We start from the raw sequence: 16140 nt of genomic DNA on the forward strand, positions 1-16140 counted from the left end.
AGCGGGAACGACCCCGTCGGCAATCACGACCGTGCTCCCGCCGATCAAAGCCGGCGGGGGCGCGACCGGGATCTGGCGCTTAACTTCCGCGCGCCGCGCCGTATCCACCACAGATAGAGGCCGGCGATACCGATCGCGAGGAATGCCAAGCCGAGGATGAGGACGACGATTTTGCCGGCGATCCCGAACGCTTCGCCCGAGTGCAGCGGACGCAGCCAGTAGAAGATGCGGCTGGAGACGTCGCCGCGTTCGTCGTTGATCCCGGTGATCGTCCCGGTGCAGGCGTTGACGGTCACCGTTGCGGAGCCGACGTAGCGGATGCGGTCGTCGGGCCGGCTAAGGCGAACCTGCCACGCGCAGGCAGCTGGGTCTTCCGGGGGAAACAGATAGGTCCCCGTGGTGCCGGGCACCTGGCTTGCGAGACGCGCTATGTCGGTTGGACTTAGCCGCTCGTGCGTAATGATCGGCTCGGCTTTCGCCGGCAGCGCGGTGCGCAGCGTCTGTTCGTTGCGCGGGCGCATATCGCTCGGGAGCAGGCCGACGATCCACGACGGACGGATCATGTACGTCCCCGAGATTCCCCAAAGCAGGCACATCACGGCCAGCATGGCCCCCAGCACACGGTGCAGGTCGAAGGTCAGCCGCGGCAGCGTTGCGTTCTTCTTGATCGCAAGCGCCTTGCGCCATTTGCCGGGCTTCGGCCACCACAGCACCAGCCCGGAAACGGTCGAGAGCACGAGGACGAGCCCGCTGACCGCGATCAGCAGATCCCCGACCAGCGGGACGGCGAGCCGCTTGTGCAGCGTCCAGATGAACTTGAGCACCGCCCCGACCGGGCGCTGATGGTCGCGATCGACGCTGCCCGAACTCGGGTGGACGAAGAGTTCGCGGGTGGCGTGGTCCTGGCCGGCGATCAGGACGCGGTAGGCATGATCGGCATTTGACGCGGGCAGTCCGACCAGCGCCAGATCGCCGCCGCCATTGGCCGCGCGGGCCAGGGCGACCGCGCGATCGACCCCCACGCCGACTGGTGCCCCGACCGCTGCGTAGGGCGCGTCGAACGCGTCCGAAATCTCGTGCTGGAACACCAGGATGCACCCGGTCACGGCTTCGAACACGAACAGAAATCCGAAGCTCAGGCCGATCCATTTGTGGATCTTGAGCCATATCAGACGGCCTCGCGCCGGACCCGCCACGCGGTTAAAACTCGATCTTGCCGGTGAGCATCACCGTCCGCGGCTCGCCGACGCCGATCCGGTAGACGCCGTTCGCATAGGGATAGTAGTTTTTATCCAGCAGGTTGCGGGCGTTCAGCTGGATACGGTAGATCATCCCGTTGGCCAGCCGCGCCCGGTAGCGCAGCACTGCGTCGACCGTCGCGTAGCCGGGGAGGAATGCGGCGTTGGCGGTATCGACGGCGATGCGGCTGGAGGCGGTGACGCCCGAGCCTGCCGCCAGTCCCTTGAGCGCGCCCGACCTGATCTCGTACGTGCCGAAGATCGATCCCTTGTTGGTGGGGACGTTGACGAAGCGGTTGCCGCCGAGCGTCGGATCGTCGCGTACCTTGGCATCGAGATAAGTATAGCTGGCGATGAGGTTGAACGCCGGCGTTACCTGACCCGAGACCGTCAGCTCGCCGCCCTGTGCGCGCACGCTGCCCACGGTCGAGGTAACGTCGTCGGACGTGGTCAGCACGTTGGTCTTGTCGATCCGGAACAAAGCGGCGGTCGTCAGCAGCTTGCCGCCGAAGAACTCGGCCTTTGCGCCGGCTTCCCAGCCTTCGCCCTTTTCGGGTGCGAACGGTCCCGAGGCGGGGACCGGTCCGGCGGCGGGCACCGATGCGTTCGGATGATAGGATGTGCTGTAGCTGCCATAGACGCTGACGCGATCGGTGAGCCGGTAGAGCAGCGACGCGCTCGGCAGGAACACGCCCTTGCTGGAATCGTCGCTGACCTCGCCCTGCGCCGCGCCGAACTGCATGATGTGCGACCAGCGCAGTCCGGCCGCCGCGGTCAGTCGGCCGAGCGTGACGCTGTCCTGCGCGAAGACGCCCCATTCGCGACTGCGGTTGATGAAGAACGGGCCGTCGCTCGGTTGCGCGACGGCATCGCTCTCGGAAAGCTGGCCGTAGACGGGATTGTAGATGTTGAAGCCGCCGCGGATGTCGGACATGTCCTGCCCCGCCTGCCGCCGGTTCTGGTAGCGATAGTCCGCGCCGAACAGCAGTTCATGCTTGAGCTGGCCGGTGGCGAACGTCGCGACGCCGGTCTCCTGGAGATAGGTGTTCTCTTGGCGGCCATGACGATTGGCGAGCACGAACCGCGTCAGGTCGCCCTGCGCGTTCAGCCGCGACGCATTCACCTGCACGTCGGACGTCAGATAGTTCATGTACGCCGCGCGGGTCCGCAGCGTGAGCCAGTCGGTCGCCGCGTAATCGAGATTGCCGCGGACGAAATGGCTAACGCTGTGATAGCGCGAGAAATCCTCCGAAAAGCTGCGCTTTGCCGGGACCGCGACGGGCTTGCCGTTCTGCAGGATCGTGCCGCGATCCATCGGCGCGGTGCTGTCGTTATACTCGTAGGCGAGCACCAGCTGCACCTTGTCGTCGCGCCAGCCCAGCGACGGCGCGATCAGCAGGTTACGCATGTCGTGGCCGACATTGCGCCAATAGTCCTGCTTCTCGCCGGCGACCACAAGACGGTAGGCGGTTTCGCCCCCGGCAAGCTGGCCGATCGGGCCAGACAGATCGCCGACCGCACGGTATTGGCCGTAGCTGCCGATGTTACCCTCGAACGCCCGATACGCGGTATAGAGCGGCTGCTTGCGGACGATGTTGATGACGCCGCCGGGCTCGGTGCGGCCATAGAGCATCGCTGAGGGGCCGGAGAGTAGTTCGACCCGGTCGGTGTTCGCCTGGAAGCCACGCGCCATCGCTCCGCGCACGCCGTCGATCAGGATGCCCGGGTTGGTCGAGGCAACCGACGAATAGACGCGGAAGCCGCGGATGTTGAAGCTGTCTTGCGTGCCCCCGAAGCTGTTATCCTGGCTCACGCCCGGCAACGTCTTGATCGCCTGTTCGAGATTGACGACGCCGCGGTCCTGCAAGACCTGCTGGCTGGCCATGCTGATCGAGCGGGGTGTGTTCAGGACATTGGCTGCAACGCCGGATGCTACGTAGGAATCCGTCGGCCGATACCCGTCCGCGGACCGGCTGGCCTGGACGATGATCTCGGCGCCGGTGGTGTCGCCCGTCGGAACATTGGCCTGCTCGATCGCCTGCGCCAGGGCTGGAAGTGGCACCAGTATCGCAAGCGTCAGTCCCCCCAATGCGGCGTTGCGCGAAAACCGGCGCGTCCTGTGAAGCCTCATGCTTGCGTACCCCTTTTGATGGGGCGGCAATTAAGCTAATGCGAATGAGTTGCATATATTGTTTCGGATAAGTAACGGTGACCAGCGTAGAGGTCCGGCCTGTGCTACGGAGTTCGCCCGGTCCCCCTTTTACCAACGGACGAGATATGAAGCTCGGGTTTGCGTTTCTGGCCGTCATTTCGGCGGCATGGGCTGGTCCCGCCTTTGCCGACATGACGGCGCATTATGTCGGTTCCGACGACAACAGAATGATGACGATCGAGATCGCCACGGAGGGCGATTACCGGGTGACGATCGGCGATGCTTCCCATTATTTCCTGACGAAGGCGGGGCGAGACTATCTCGTAGAGACCAATGCTGCCGGGCCGACGGTCATGCGGCAGGAGGACATCGCCACCGCGATGATCGAACAGGTGAAGCCCAATGTGCGACCGTCACCGCACAAGAGCGAGATGGATATCCGTCTCGTCGCACGCGGCCCGGTCAGCATCCGGGGGCGCAAGGGTCTAGCCTATGGCCTGATCCTTGACGGCAAAAGCGGGGCGGAGGACGAGCCCTATCTGGTCGTCAGCGACGATCCGACCCTCGCGCCGCTGGCCGCGGTGATGCACAGGCAGTTCGCCGCGTCGATCGGGACAATGCACGGCATTTTCGGCGCCGAAAGCCCGTGGGCCTTCATGGAGGGTATGCTGGACAAGGGCGCGCCGCTCGTCTTCCTCGGGATGACACTCGACACGATCGACCACGCGCGCATACCGGCGTCGCGCTTCGTGTTGCCGGCCTCGCCGATCTCGCTCGACGCGGTCAGGCGCGATTTCGCCACGGCCCCATAGACGACGACGAACGTGCATCACATGCATCGATCCGACGGTTACTCCGGTGTCAGGCGGGAGGTCATGAAGTCGATGAACGCCCGCAACCGCGCCGTCACCTGGCGACTGGCTGGCCATAATATGCTGAACTGATCGAACTCGTGGACATGCTGTTCGAGCAACGACAGGAGGCGACCGTCGAGGATTTCCTGCCGTATCGAGAACGGCGGCAGGCAGGCGATGCCGTGTCCAGCGATCGCCAGGTGAATCAGCGGATCGACGACGTTGGCGCTCATCGTTTCCGGCACGACCGACGCACCCCCGCGAGGGGCCAAGGGCGCAGCTTGCCCGTACTGGGTGAGCGTTGTCGCAGACAGCGGTGGGTTGCCAGATCCTGCGGTGACGCCGGGCTGCCATGCTCGGCGAGATAGCTGGGGGCTGCCGCGAGGAGCAGCCGGAAGCGCCCGGCGGTGCGGCTCATCAGCCGGCTGTCGGTGGGGTGTCCCGTCCGCACTACGGCGTCGAAGCCTTCATCGACCACGTCGACCAGCCGGTCGCTGAAGTCCAGGTCGAGCTGTACCTCGGGATATGCGGCCATGAAGTCGGCCAATACCGGCGCAAGGAACATCGCAACCAGCGGCAGGCTGACGCGGAGCCTGCCCCGCGGTGTAGGATGAGTCTGGCCCAATTCTGCGCGTGCCGCTTCCATCTCGGCCAGGATGCGGCGGCATCGCTCGAGGAACATGCGCCCCTCCTCGGTCAGCGCCATCTTGCGGGTATTCCGGTGGAACAGGCGCGTTTGCAATTGCTCCTCCAGCCGCACGACCGCCTTGCCGACGGCAGATGCGGTCAGTCCCAATTGGCGGCCAGCGGCTACGAAGCTGCCGGTCTCAGCGGCCTGGGCGAATACGGTAAGCGCGGCGAACTGATCCATCGAGCTGATATACCGGAACGATGTTCCGCAGTCACTGGAACAGCGGACTGTTTTTCGCCGTCGCAGACAGGCCTAACTCCGGTTCTCCAGACACGATCGGGAGCGCGACATGGCCGCCACGTTTACACCCTCACCCTTGCCGACGACGTTCGTCGTCAATGTCATCCACGCCCATGCCGGCAAACAGGACGAGGCGTTTCGTATCATCCAAGACGTCGTGCACTATGTCGCCGAGCGGAAGCCGGGATTTCTCTGGAGCAGCCTTTCCAAGAGCACCGATGGCCTGACCGTCGTGAACGTCGAGGCGATTTCCGACTCCGGCAATGTCGAGCTGTTTTTCTCGGACCCCGTCTTCGTCGAGAAGTTCGAGCAGCTGAACGCCGCATCGAGCAGTGAATTTCACACCTACACCGTTGGCGACCTCGTGCTGCCGCCGGTCGCTGTATGACACCCGCATCCGATCGACTGCCGCTGTCAGGGCTGCTTGCCTTGGCCGCGGCGGGGTTCGTCACCATCCTGACGGAGGCGCTTCCTGCCGGCCTGCTGCCGCAGATCGGACGCAGCTTCGGCGTGAGCGAGGCACTCGCCGGACAGTGGGTCAGTGTTTTTGCGCTAGGGTCGCTGCTCGCCGCGATACCGCTGACGGCCGCGACCCGACAGTGGCGGCGACGCCCGCTGCTGATCGGTGCGATAGCCGGGTTCGCCGTCGCCAACCTGCTGACGGCGATGACGGACAGCTTCGTCGTGTCGCTCATCGCACGCTTCGTCGGCGGGGTGTCGGCGGGTTTGCTGTGGGCGTTGCTGGCTGGGTATGCCCTCCGCATGGCGCCCGATCGCATGGCCGGACGCGCCATGGCGGTGGCAATGGCCGGCACGCCGTTGGCATTGTGCATCGGAATCCCCGCCGGAACGATGCTCGGCAATCTGGCGGGGTGGCGGACGGCGTTCGTGCTGCTGAGCGCGATTGCCGTAATGCTGGCATGCTGGATGACGCTGCGACTGCCGGATTTTCCGGGCGAGGACGCGGTGGACCGGCCCTCGCTGGGGCGCGTCTTCGTGCTACCCAGCGTGCGTCCGGTGTTGCTCCTGACGCTTGCCTTCGTCCTCGCGCACAACATTCTCTACACATACATCGCACCACTGCTGGCACGCGCCAGCATGCCTGCGCAGATCGACCGCGTATTGCTCGCCTTTGGTGTGGCCGGGCTGGTGAGCATCGTGCTGACTGGCATGCTGGTCGACCGCCATCTCCGCCTGCTGACCGGCATCGGTATCGCGCTGTTCGCCAGCGCCGCGATGCTGCTGGCCGCGCCCGTGGGAGCCATCGGCGTCTACGCGGCGGCTGTGGCCTGGGGGCTGGGCTTCGGTGGCGCGGCGACCGTGTTGCAGACCGCCTCTGCACATGCAGCGGGCGCGTCGGCGGATATCGCGCAGGCCATGATCGTCACCGCCTGGAACCTGGCGATCGCTGGTGGTGCGGTTGCCGGCGGGTATCTGCTCGACGGGTTTGGCGCGGGTGCGTTGCCATGGGCAGCGCTGCTGCTGCTGGCCGTTGCCGGGATAACCGCGCTAAAGTCGCTCAAGGTTGTGGCCATAACGATCTAGGCGATGCAATGCCCACCGAGTTCGATTTTTTTGATTACCATCCTTCTCGGGCAACCCGGCCTGCGTCGGGTGAACAAATTCCCGCAACATCAACCTTTGCTTCGCCCGTGAATGAACAGCCAAAGTCGAGAAGCAGAAAACAGCTTGCGAATGTCCGGGTGTGAGCCGAGCCCGATGACTCCATCGTTGACGTCCTGCTGGTACCTAAGACCGAAGCGAGCCACTGGCACCGGTTCCAGCAGTGGAGACCGGTGGTGTTCGACAGGTGACGGCGGATCCAGGTCGGCATCTTTGGTCGCCTCAATATTAACCGAAAGCGACTGAGACTACGGCTCGACGCTCCTGCCGTACTCTGTCACGAGCAGCAGCTATTCGTCATAATCGCGTGACGGCATTCTCGCTGGCAATAAATAAGGCTGCGCTTTTGGCGAGAACGGGGCGACTTTTCGAACTGTTACAGATCCTTCGGGGTAAGACGCGGCCTGTCACCGCCTTGGCGCTTTCCCGGGAAATGGGCGTATCGGAACGCACCATTTATCGAGACCTTGCCGAGCTCACTGCGCAAGGTGCGCCGATCTATGGGGAAGCTGGCGTCGGATACGTCCTGCGGTCGGGCATGTTTCTCCCGCCGCTTATGCTCACTAAACAAGAAACCGAGGCGGTGGTGCTCGGCCTCAAATACGTCGATCAGTTCGGCGACGAGATATTGAAGGCGGCGGCACGCGACGCGGCGGCCAAGATCGCGTCCGTGCTGTCGCCAGCGGCGTACGAAACGCTCCGAGAGCCCATGTCCTTGCCAGGCCCGGTCGGTCCGGGATTTCCCGACGACCTCGTCGATTATGCACTGCTACGCTCAAGCATCGATACGCAGCGGAAGTTGAGCATCGCCTATAGCGATGCAAACGGCACTCCTAGCGAGCGGATCGTCTGGCCGATCGCGCTCGGATTTATGCAGGAGGCGCGCGTGATCGTCGCATGGTGCGAGACACGGGAGGCCTTTCGTACGTTTCGAACCGATCGCATCGTCACCGCCGATATGTTGCCGCAGCGCTACCCGGAACGCCGCAACGCGCTGTTGCGCCGGTGGCGAAGCCAGATCTACGACGACGCAACCCGCCAGTTCATCACGGGCGCGCTCCACGCCATCACTCCTGACACAAACTGACAGGGGCTACGACTAACCCGGAATCAGCCGATAACCCTTCCGGAGTGACCGATATGATCGACCACGTGATCCTGACCGTATCCGATTTCGGACGCTCCGTGCCGTTCTACGAGGACGTCCTGAAGCCACTAGGACTTACCGACGTGACCGATTTCCCTGGTCAGGACGGCCATCCGCACCTCAAAGGTTTCGGGACCAACGGGGCGTGGTTCCTCTGGCTGAAGGAAGGCCAGGCCGAACCGAATGCCGTGCATGTCGGCTTGGTGGCGGCGAGCCAGAAGAAAGTCCGTGAATTTCACGACGCTGCCGTCGCAGCCGGTGCGAGCGTCAAGACCGCGCCAGGCCCGCAGCTCCAGTACTTCCCCGACTATTTCGCGACCTGGATTCTTGATCCCGACGGTCACGATATCGAGGTCGTGAACAAGACCGGTCGAGCCGACTAGAACCTATTGTTGCCAGCCAATCCAAGGCAGAAATTGGGAAGGTGAAAGGCGTGAATGTAGTCTTAAAAATGTTCCGGCAACGTGGCGGGCCGTCAGCAGATGATCTATGGTCTTGCCCCGCGGGCAGTTACGTCGGCCTGGGCATTTCCGGCCGTGTCATAGCGAAGGCGGTTTTCGTCGATCAACTCAAGATGTTTTCCAGCCCAGGTCCCTAACGAGCGAAGTGGCTCGGACAGCGAGTAACCGAGTTCCGTCAGCGCGTATTCGACCTGTGGAGGGACCGTGGGATGCACCGTCCGACTGACCATGCCGTCGCGATCGAGCGCCTTCAGCGTCCGGGTCAGCATCTGCTGCGAGATCCCGCCGATCGTGCGCTTGATGTCGTTGAAGCGCCGCGGGCGCTCCACGAGCACCATGACGATCATCACGGTCCATTTATCGCCGACCAGGGAAAGCACGCTGCTCATTCTGCGGCAGTTGGCGCTGACGCCGGGCTTGGCAGGCATATCCATATGACCTAGTCCTAAAAATATGCGTCCTTGGCGCATCGCTTTAGGTCACATACCTGGTCCTGGTCACAAATCTAGACCGGAGACAATCAATGAAGCTTCTTCATCTCGATTCCAGCATCATGGGTGAGGGGTCGGCGAGCCGCGCCATATCGGCGGCCGTGGTCGAGCGTCTCCGAGAAACCTATCCGATGCTTGAGGTTAACTATCGCGACCTCACGGCCGAGCCGATTCCGCATATGACGCTCGACGCCTTTCTGGCGCTGGACAGCGGCGAGGACGTGCAGCAGTTCCTCGACGCCGATATCGTGGTGATCGGTGCGGGATTCTACAATTTCTCTATTCCGAGCCAGCTGAAAGCCTGGGTCGATCGCATCGCCGTGAAGGGCAAGACCTTTACCTATGGCGAGAACGGTCCGGTCGGCCTGGCCGTCGGCAAACGCGTGATCGTCGCGCTCGCCCGTGGCAACGTCTATGGCGAGGGATCGCCCTATGCGTCGTACGAGCATGCGGAAACGCTGCTGCGCTCAATCTTCAGTTTCGTCGGCGCGGACGTCGAAGTCATCGTCGCCGAAGGGCTCGGGCGTGGGGATGAGGCGCGTCGTACGGCGATCGATGGCGCACTCGTACAAGCCCGCCGGATGTCGCCATCCTTCGCGGACGCTGCGAGCGTCTGACGCGGACGGCCTCGCTCACGATCCGGCGCGTCTACCCGTGATCGAGGTCGATTTTCAGCCAGTTTGGATATTGAGCTCGCAATCCATGTCTGGTGGCGTTCGGTAGCCGAAGGAGCGTCCGCAGTCGGAAAACCAAAACTGTGGACGAACGTCGGCTTCGGCTTCGGGTCGAGAGGGCACGGAGCAGTCGACCAACTCGCGCCGTTCCGATCGAGCCTGTCGAGCGTCGTGGCACGCGATCAAGCGTCATCGAAGTAACGGCTCACTTCACATGGCTTGTTGAACAGGTCTGCCAGCTCACGGCCGAGCGGCACCATGCCGTCGGGATCGCCGTGCTGGGCGACGATCAATGTCTTGTACGCCACGCCCTTGCAGGAGGTGCGGCAACGCACCAGCAGCGTCGAGCCGCCGCCGCCCTTGGCGGGCAGCATCCGCAGGACCTCAAAGCCGAGCACGTCGTTTGCCGGCAGGACGAACAGCTGGTTGGTGCAGAGGATCAGCGCTTCGCAACCGGGCGGGCAGCCGACGCTGTGGAGCACGTTCGACAGATACCCCGCTGGATCGCGTGCATACTCGACCTCCGTATCGTTAGGCGCCCAGGCAATCAGCCGTTCCGCGGTCAGCGCCAAAACGGATCGCGTGTCGGCAATCGGACGAAAGGCTTCAACCCAGGCTTTTTCTTCTGCACTCAGGGGCAGCCGGAAGCCGGTCAGGAGCGTCACGTGACAGGCAGTCACAAGCCTGGGTTCGCGCGCATATGCATCGTTGCGGCGGCCCGGGGACTGCAAGGCCGGGGGCCAACACACCAGCTGAAGCGAGGCCGAACCCGCCTGCCACCGGCAAACCAGCGTGTCGTACCCCTGCTCGATGGGCGCCGGACCCAACCGCGCGGCGAAGAATTCCGCGGTGCGTTCGATGTTCGTTGCGGCATCGTCGGCGAACCACGTCAGGCCGGTAAAGCGCACCACCGGCATGTCGGGCGCGTAGCGTTCGAACACCGCGGCCTGCCACGGCTGAAGGAATCCCGGTGGCGGCACGGCGCCAGCGAAGAACAGCGCAGGATTGCGGTAGAACGGGTCCTCCGTAATGCCGATCCTAGCCTCCAGATCACGGCGGCGCTCCAGCCATGGCAGGCCAGTATCGCCGAGCAATTGGTGGATCGGGTTCGTACCGTCGAAGGCGAGGTACAGCGGCACCGGAGCCGGGCCAGACGAATTGCCGGCCGCCGTCAGCTTGACGGCAAGGGATCGGCGCAGGCGGGAGAACCAGTTCACGCCCCAGACGTGCCGGTGGGCCCCGAGGCTTGTACCGTCTTGCCGACGAACGCAGCGACGTTGATGTTATGCGCGCGTTCAACCTCGGCAACGGTCTCGGCGAGTTCGGCCCGGGAGGCGTGCAGCACCCGGTCGACCAGCTGGCGGAAGTCACGTTGCGTGACGTCCTCATGACCGCGCAGCATCGAATGTTGCAGCACCGTGTGCGCAATGACGCCCAGTATCGCGCGACGGTACGGATCGGTGAGCAGTGTTTGCAGATCGCGCTCGGCAATCTCGAATTCGAACATCATGCTGACAAAGCCGGAGTCGACCGGAATCGAGTAGATCAGGCGTCCGGCTTCGTCATCGACACAGGGTTCGTACCCGTCGCCCATCCGCCGAACCGCTGGCGGGAACGATCGTTCATAGCTTTGCAGCATGTCCACGATGTCGTCCGATGGCGCACCGAACGCGTCCACCAGCGCGCGCAAGACGCCAATGCTACGCCGTTGCTCGGCGACATAGTCCGTCCAACCGGGCTTGCCGCGCCCACCCGGGAAGCCGCCGCGCCCTTCGGCAATGCCGGCTCCGTTCAACCAGGAGCGCACCGCTTCGAACAACTCGGTAGCGGTAGCGGGCGGTACGCCGCGTCCGGCCCGGCGGCGCACCTCGTCCCGCGCGAAAGGGGGCAAGGCGCTTAGCAACGCTTCGAACCGAGCGTGTCGGTCGCCGCCGCTGAGTATGTCACGCCGTACGCTCATTATCGGCCTTTAATAGCTTACGAGACTGCGAGTTTGCAATTTGCCGCGCGGCCGAGACGCAACGACCAAAAGGCCGCGAGATCGGCTGGGACTGGGACTGGGGCTGGGGTTGGAGTTCGCCGTTCGACTTGGCGCTGGAGTTGCTATCCAAGCACCGCCTGTCTCGTCAGTAGAGAGGCTGGGCGACAAGTGCCGCTTCACGCGTGCAGATCGCGGCGTCCGGCTTCGTCGTGCCGCCGTCCTGTCTAAGCGCCGCGATTTCCTGTCTGGCCGCGGCGAGATCGGCGGAGAAGGCCGGGTCGCTTTGCATCGCGGTCAGCGTCGACGAGGCGGACAGGCGTCCCGCGTCGACGGCGCTGGCATTGTGGACGCCGCACACGATCCGGCTTTCGCCGTAGGCCCGGCCGCGCGCGAGCAGGGCGGTCGCACGATCCGGGGCTATTTGCGCCAGCAACGTCGCCATGGTCCAGCCCGCGGTCGTATGGCCCGACGGATAATCGTAGCTGTCCGCAACCTCGGCCGCGGGCTGGCAGATTGGCCCCTTGTCGATCAGGAAGGGGCGCTGGCGCTTGTAGAATGTCTTGGCGATGCCGGTCTGGCGTGCCGTGTCGAACATCGCGCGCCGAAGCAGCGCGGCGGTCCGCGGCGCGTTTTCGGGCGTCAGCGCGACCCCCATCGCGCAACTGAAGTCGTGGAACAGGTCGGCGGGCGCGGACTTCACATCGCTGGTCGCCATCGCCCAGCGCGGACTGCCCTGCAAGGCCCGCGTCGCCTTGAAGATCGCGCGGTCGGCGAGTCCGCGAGGGTCGGTCGACTTCGGGGCGGGCGGCAGGACGGCCAGCACGTCGAACGCACCCGGCTTGAGATATCCTGCCGGCCCAAGCGCCTGCTGGGCGCCGGCGACGGCGCCAAGGCTGGCCAGCATGGCGGCGATGATAAGCGGCAAACGCGTCATGGGGTCTGAGTCCTGATGGTTTGGATCATGGGAAGAATGAGGAGGCGCCGGCCGATCGCACGACTATGATGGGCTGCGACGATGTCAGCCACGTTGCATCGCGCTTGCCCACAACGCTGCGGTTTCTTCCGGTGGCGGGCAGTCGAGCACCAGTAGCAACCGCTCCTCGCCGGTGCCCGCGATCGGCGGCGAACGGTGGATGATCGCCTGTTCGCCGGCGAGGATGCGGCCCTTGAACAGGCCAACATCGCCAGGGGCGAGCGATTGTGGCGTCTCGACCGCCGGTGCATCGGCGCTTTCGACCGATCGTTCGATCCACTGCGTTCCCGATCCGCGATAGGTACAGATCATGCGGATGGAGACGTAGTCGACGTGCCAGCGCTTGCAGGCGTCGCCGGTCACTCGCTCCAGCCGGATGACGACGTGCGACAGGTCCATGATCGTGGCGAAGGCCGCAGCGAGCGCGGTGATGTCCGCGGCGATCTCCGCATGCCAGGCAGCCGGAGGCTGCTGCGCGAACGCAGCGGTCAGCGACCCGTGCGCGTGATCGACTGCGGTCGTCATCTGGATGGTGCCGAAGCCGGCCAGCGAACCAACCGGCAGCGCGGACGGCCGCTCCCAGATCACGAGATTGATCGCGGGGTCGAGGATCACCGCGAGAGCATCGAGGGTACGCAGGCGATGAACATGCGAGCGGGGCGGGGCGAGCATTGACGTGTCGTTCATCAGGCCATCTCCCGCACACCCCAGATCGGGAACGGATCGGGCAGATCTTCCCACAACCGGGGCGTGAACGCGGCGGCGGGCACGAGGCACGCATCGAGGCGCCGTCGGATCTCGGCCTCGTCCATGTCGATGCCGATGAAGACCAGTTCCTGCCGTCGGTCGCCCCAGATCGGCGACCATTTCGCCGCCACCATCCGGTCCCACGCTTCGCCGCCGGGGCGCTTCGTTTCCGGTACGCACGCCCACCAGCGGCCCAGCGCCTCCGTCACGGACTGCGCTCCAGCCTGCGCGAGTTCGCCGCACCAGTCGGGGCGAGTCGCGAGCCAGAAATGCCCCTTCGCCCGAACCACGCCCGGCCAGCCGCCTCTCGCAAATGCGTGGAACTTCACTGGGTCGAACGGTGCGCGAGCCCGGTAGACGAAGCTTTCGACGCCGTATTCCTCGCTTTCGGGACGGTGATCGGCATGGCCGTATAGTTCCTTGGCCCAGAGCGGATGCAGTTCCGCCTTCGCATCGTCGAACAGCCCGGTCTCGATCACCGTATCAAGCGGCACGCGTCCGTGCTGCGCCTCGACGATGCGGGCATCGGTGTTGAGCGATGCGACCAGCTTGCGCACGGTGGCCAACTGCGCGGCGTCTACCAGATCGGCCTTGGCGATGACGATGACGTCGGCGAACTCGATCTGCTCGACCAGCAAGCCGACCAGGCTGCGGCGATCGTCGTGGCCGAGCGCCTCGCCGCGGTCGGTGAGAAAGTCGGTGCTCGCATAGTCGCGAAGCAGATTGGCGGCGTCGACCACCGTCACCATCGTGTCCAGACGCGCGACATCCGACAGGCTTTCGCCCTGCTCGTCTTCGAACGAAAAGGTCGCGGCGACCGGCAAAGGCTCCGAGATGCCGGTACTCTCTATCACCAGGCAGTCGAACCGTCCGGCGTCGGCGAGCGCGCGGACCTCGACGAGCAGATCCTCGCGCAATGTGCAGCAGATGCAGCCGTTGGTCATCTCGACCAGCGTGTCCTCGCCGCGCGACAGAGCAGTGTCGCCATTGCGCACCAGGTCCGCATCGATGTTCACCTCGGACATGTCATTGACGATCACCGCCACCCGCCGGCCCTCCCGGTTGGCAAGGATGTGATTGAGGAGCGTCGTCTTGCCGGCACCCAGAAATCCGGAGAGCACCGTTACCGGTAACAGCGGCCTTGCAGCTTTGATCATGAACCGACCTTGCATCGTATGAGACAATGTATCATTACATTGAAAGGTCGGGCGATGACAAGATGAGATATATGCGGACGTGCGGAATGGATTGGCTCGATCGGGCTGCGATGACAGGATCCGCGGTATGCATGGTGCATTGTCTCGTGCTGCCGGTGCTTCTGGCCGCGCTACCCACGGTGTCCGCGTTCGTTGCGATTCCCGAAAGCTTCCACGTCTGGGTGCTGCTGTTTGCGGTACCGGTAGCGGTTATCGCGCTGCTCGGCGGGCATGCGCGTCACGCTGCCTTATGGCCATTAGGTCTCGGTATCGGGGGACTGAGCCTGATGGCGCTCGGTGCCTTCGCAGTACCGGAAGGCGGCCTCGAAACTGCGGTGACCGTGGCGGGCGGGATTCTGGTGGCGGTCGCGCATATCGCCAATTTTCGGCTACGCCACACATGCTCCCCCCAGCTGAGATCTTGCCCCCGAAACTGACGGCAAGGCAGCGGGTATGTGGCTGGAACTGAAGCGCGAACGACCTCCTGCTTCTCTCTTATCGAGCATCGTCGAACGTCGGTCGATCAGCAATGTAATCCTTTACATCGCTGATCGACCGACATACGCAATGATCAAACGTGGCGCAAAGACGCTGCTGAAGGAGAGGCGAGCATGGTCACATGCAGATGCGGCTACCACACGCACCCGACCGGCGATTCGAGGCAATCGACCGCGTTCGGCATGTTGCGGGCAGGGGGCACGCGGGGCGACCAGCCGAAGACGATGCCCGACCGGCGCAAGTCTGCGAACCGCGATCCAGGCGAGTTTAAATCGATGCAAGTTTCAGGGGGAATGGCATGAAATTGCTGATCGTCGTCGCGGCCGCGCTCGCCGCTCAGGGGCAGGGCGGCCCGCGACCCGAGGATACGGAAGTGTGGGCGCCCGAGCCGCCGGTGGTGACGCCCGGCGCGTATGTGTCAACACCGCCACCGTCCGATGCGGTGGTGCTGTTCGACGGTCGTGACCTGTCGCACTGGGTGTCCGTGAAGGATGGCGGCGCGGCGCGGTGGACGGTTGCGGGTGGCGTACTGACCGTCGCGAAGGGCACTGGCAACATCCAGACCCGGGAGCGTTTCGGCAGCTATCAACTCCACGTCGAATGGCGCATCCCCGCCGGCATCAAGGGTGAAGGCCAGGCGCGCGGCAACAGCGGGATATTCCTCGCCTCGACCGGCGACGGCGATAACGGGTACGAACTGCAGATCTTGGACAGCTATCGCAACCGGACCTACGTCAACGGGCAGGCCGGCAGCATCTACAAGCAGATCGCGCCGCTCGCCAATCCAATGCGGCGTCCGGGCGAATGGCAAAGCTACGATATCCTGTGGACGGCTCCGTTGTTCGGTGCAGATGGCAAGGTGACGCGCCCGGCTTCTGCAACGGTCATGTTCAACAATGTCGTGGTGCAGGATCACGCGATCCTGAAAGGTGCGACCCAGTATATCGGCCAACCGAGCTACAAGCCGCACGGCCCTGCGCAGATAAAGTTGCAGGATCACGGCGATCCGAGCGCGCCGATCAGTTTCCGCAACATCTGGATACGAAAGTTACCGTAACGAAGTCTCATGCGCAGGTCGTGTAGAGCGATGCCGCGCAATGCATAGTGTTTGAGATAGTCGATCATCGGGCAATCAAAGACCCGGGACGACTATAAACAAAACGGGCTCGACTGA

The 16140-nt window shown here is 64.0% G+C and carries 18 protein-coding genes; 8 read left to right on the forward strand and 10 right to left on the reverse strand.

Annotated features, from left to right (window positions below):
- Positions 1–44: 44 nt before the first annotated feature.
- Positions 45–1196, reverse strand: coding sequence for a PepSY-associated TM helix domain-containing protein (locus O6X71_RS06875; protein WP_353465156.1), 1152 nt, complete (start codon positions 1194–1196; stop codon positions 45–47).
- A 4-nt stretch (positions 1197–1200) separates the two neighbouring features.
- Positions 1201–3369 carry a TonB-dependent siderophore receptor gene (locus O6X71_RS06880; RefSeq protein WP_353465157.1) on the reverse strand — a complete coding sequence of 723 codons (2169 nt, stop codon included), beginning with the start codon at positions 3367–3369 and terminating at the stop codon, positions 1201–1203.
- Positions 3370–3515: 146 nt separating this feature from the next.
- On the opposite strand from O6X71_RS06880, the gene O6X71_RS06885 reads away from it, so the two are divergent.
- The gene (locus tag O6X71_RS06885) at positions 3516–4202 is read left to right on the forward strand and encodes a hypothetical protein (protein ID WP_353465158.1); all 687 of its coding nucleotides are present in this window, start codon (positions 3516–3518) and stop codon (positions 4200–4202) included.
- A gap of 38 nt (positions 4203–4240) precedes the next feature.
- On the opposite strand, the gene O6X71_RS06890 is transcribed toward O6X71_RS06885, so the two are convergent.
- Together O6X71_RS06890 and O6X71_RS06895 are read right to left on the reverse strand one after the other, a co-directional pair.
- Positions 4241–4477: a LysR substrate-binding domain-containing protein gene (locus O6X71_RS06890; protein ID WP_353465159.1), complete on the reverse strand. Its 237-nt coding sequence runs from the start codon at positions 4475–4477 to the stop codon at positions 4241–4243.
- Complete coding sequence (locus tag O6X71_RS06895; RefSeq protein ID WP_353465160.1) at positions 4474–5115, reverse strand: LysR family transcriptional regulator; 642 nt, start codon at positions 5113–5115, stop codon at positions 4474–4476. The genes O6X71_RS06890 and O6X71_RS06895 overlap by 4 nt, the downstream gene beginning before the upstream one ends.
- Positions 5116–5224: 109 nt before the next feature.
- On the opposite strand from O6X71_RS06895, the gene O6X71_RS06900 reads away from it, so the two are divergent.
- The 4 genes from O6X71_RS06900 (at position 5225) to O6X71_RS06915 (ending at position 8328) form a co-directional block, all read left to right on the forward strand.
- Complete coding sequence (locus tag O6X71_RS06900; RefSeq protein WP_353465161.1) at positions 5225–5563, forward strand: hypothetical protein; 339 nt, start codon at positions 5225–5227, stop codon at positions 5561–5563.
- A complete protein-coding gene (locus tag O6X71_RS06905) occupies positions 5560–6720 on the forward strand; it encodes an MFS transporter (protein WP_353465163.1) in 1161 nt (386 codons plus the stop codon). The genes O6X71_RS06900 and O6X71_RS06905 overlap by 4 nt, the downstream gene beginning before the upstream one ends.
- A 385-nt stretch (positions 6721–7105) precedes the next feature.
- A complete protein-coding gene (locus O6X71_RS06910; RefSeq protein WP_353465164.1) occupies positions 7106–7885 on the forward strand; it encodes a helix-turn-helix transcriptional regulator in 780 nt (259 codons plus the stop codon).
- Between the two features lie 53 nt (positions 7886–7938).
- Entirely contained in the window at positions 7939–8328 is a 390-nt protein-coding gene (locus O6X71_RS06915) for a VOC family protein (RefSeq protein ID WP_353465861.1), read from the forward strand.
- Between the two features lie 104 nt (positions 8329–8432).
- Here O6X71_RS06915 and O6X71_RS06920 read toward each other — a convergent pair whose 3' ends face one another.
- On the reverse strand, positions 8433–8840 hold the full coding sequence (locus O6X71_RS06920; protein WP_353465166.1) for a winged helix-turn-helix transcriptional regulator: 408 nt from the start codon (positions 8838–8840) through the stop codon (positions 8433–8435).
- 89 nt (positions 8841–8929) lie between these two features.
- Here O6X71_RS06920 and O6X71_RS06925 point away from each other — a divergent pair, with 89 nt between their 5' ends.
- Positions 8930–9514, forward strand: a complete 585-nt coding sequence (locus tag O6X71_RS06925; protein ID WP_353465167.1) for an FMN-dependent NADH-azoreductase — start codon at positions 8930–8932, stop codon at positions 9512–9514.
- Positions 9515–9753: 239 nt separating this feature from the next.
- Here the strand turns inward: O6X71_RS06925 and O6X71_RS06930 are convergent, their stop codons facing one another.
- The 5 genes from O6X71_RS06930 to O6X71_RS06950 all read right to left on the reverse strand — a co-directional run bounded on the left by O6X71_RS06930 (position 9754) and on the right by O6X71_RS06950 (position 14429).
- Positions 9754–10788: a hypothetical protein gene (locus O6X71_RS06930; RefSeq protein ID WP_353465168.1), complete on the reverse strand. Its 1035-nt coding sequence runs from the start codon at positions 10786–10788 to the stop codon at positions 9754–9756.
- Positions 10785–11390 (reverse strand): hypothetical protein, encoded by a 606-nt coding sequence (locus tag O6X71_RS06935; RefSeq protein WP_353465169.1) that lies wholly within the window; start codon positions 11388–11390, stop codon positions 10785–10787. Before O6X71_RS06935 ends, O6X71_RS06930 begins: the two co-directional genes overlap by 4 nt.
- Positions 11391–11697: 307 nt before the next feature.
- A complete protein-coding gene (locus O6X71_RS06940) occupies positions 11698–12486 on the reverse strand; it encodes an acid phosphatase (RefSeq protein ID WP_353465170.1) in 789 nt (262 codons plus the stop codon).
- Between the two features lie 84 nt (positions 12487–12570).
- Positions 12571–13212 carry a DUF1826 domain-containing protein gene (locus tag O6X71_RS06945; protein ID WP_353465172.1) on the reverse strand — a complete coding sequence of 214 codons (642 nt, stop codon included), beginning with the start codon at positions 13210–13212 and terminating at the stop codon, positions 12571–12573.
- On the reverse strand, positions 13212–14429 hold the full coding sequence (locus tag O6X71_RS06950) for a GTP-binding protein (protein ID WP_353465174.1): 1218 nt from the start codon (positions 14427–14429) through the stop codon (positions 13212–13214). Before O6X71_RS06950 ends, O6X71_RS06945 begins: the two co-directional genes overlap by 1 nt.
- A 110-nt stretch (positions 14430–14539) precedes the next feature.
- Between O6X71_RS06950 and O6X71_RS06955 the strand changes: the two genes are divergently transcribed.
- Together O6X71_RS06955 and O6X71_RS06960 are read left to right on the forward strand one after the other, a co-directional pair.
- Positions 14540–14905 carry a MerC domain-containing protein gene (locus O6X71_RS06955; protein WP_353465175.1) on the forward strand — a complete coding sequence of 122 codons (366 nt, stop codon included), beginning with the start codon at positions 14540–14542 and terminating at the stop codon, positions 14903–14905.
- Positions 14906–15264: 359 nt separating this feature from the next.
- A complete protein-coding gene (locus tag O6X71_RS06960; RefSeq protein ID WP_353465176.1) occupies positions 15265–16023 on the forward strand; it encodes a 3-keto-disaccharide hydrolase in 759 nt (252 codons plus the stop codon).
- Positions 16024–16140: the final 117 nt, after the last annotated feature.

It is taken from the genome of Sphingomonas faeni (genome assembly GCF_040407505.1).
Lineage (GTDB): Bacteria > Pseudomonadota > Alphaproteobacteria > Sphingomonadales > Sphingomonadaceae > Sphingomonas > Sphingomonas faeni_E.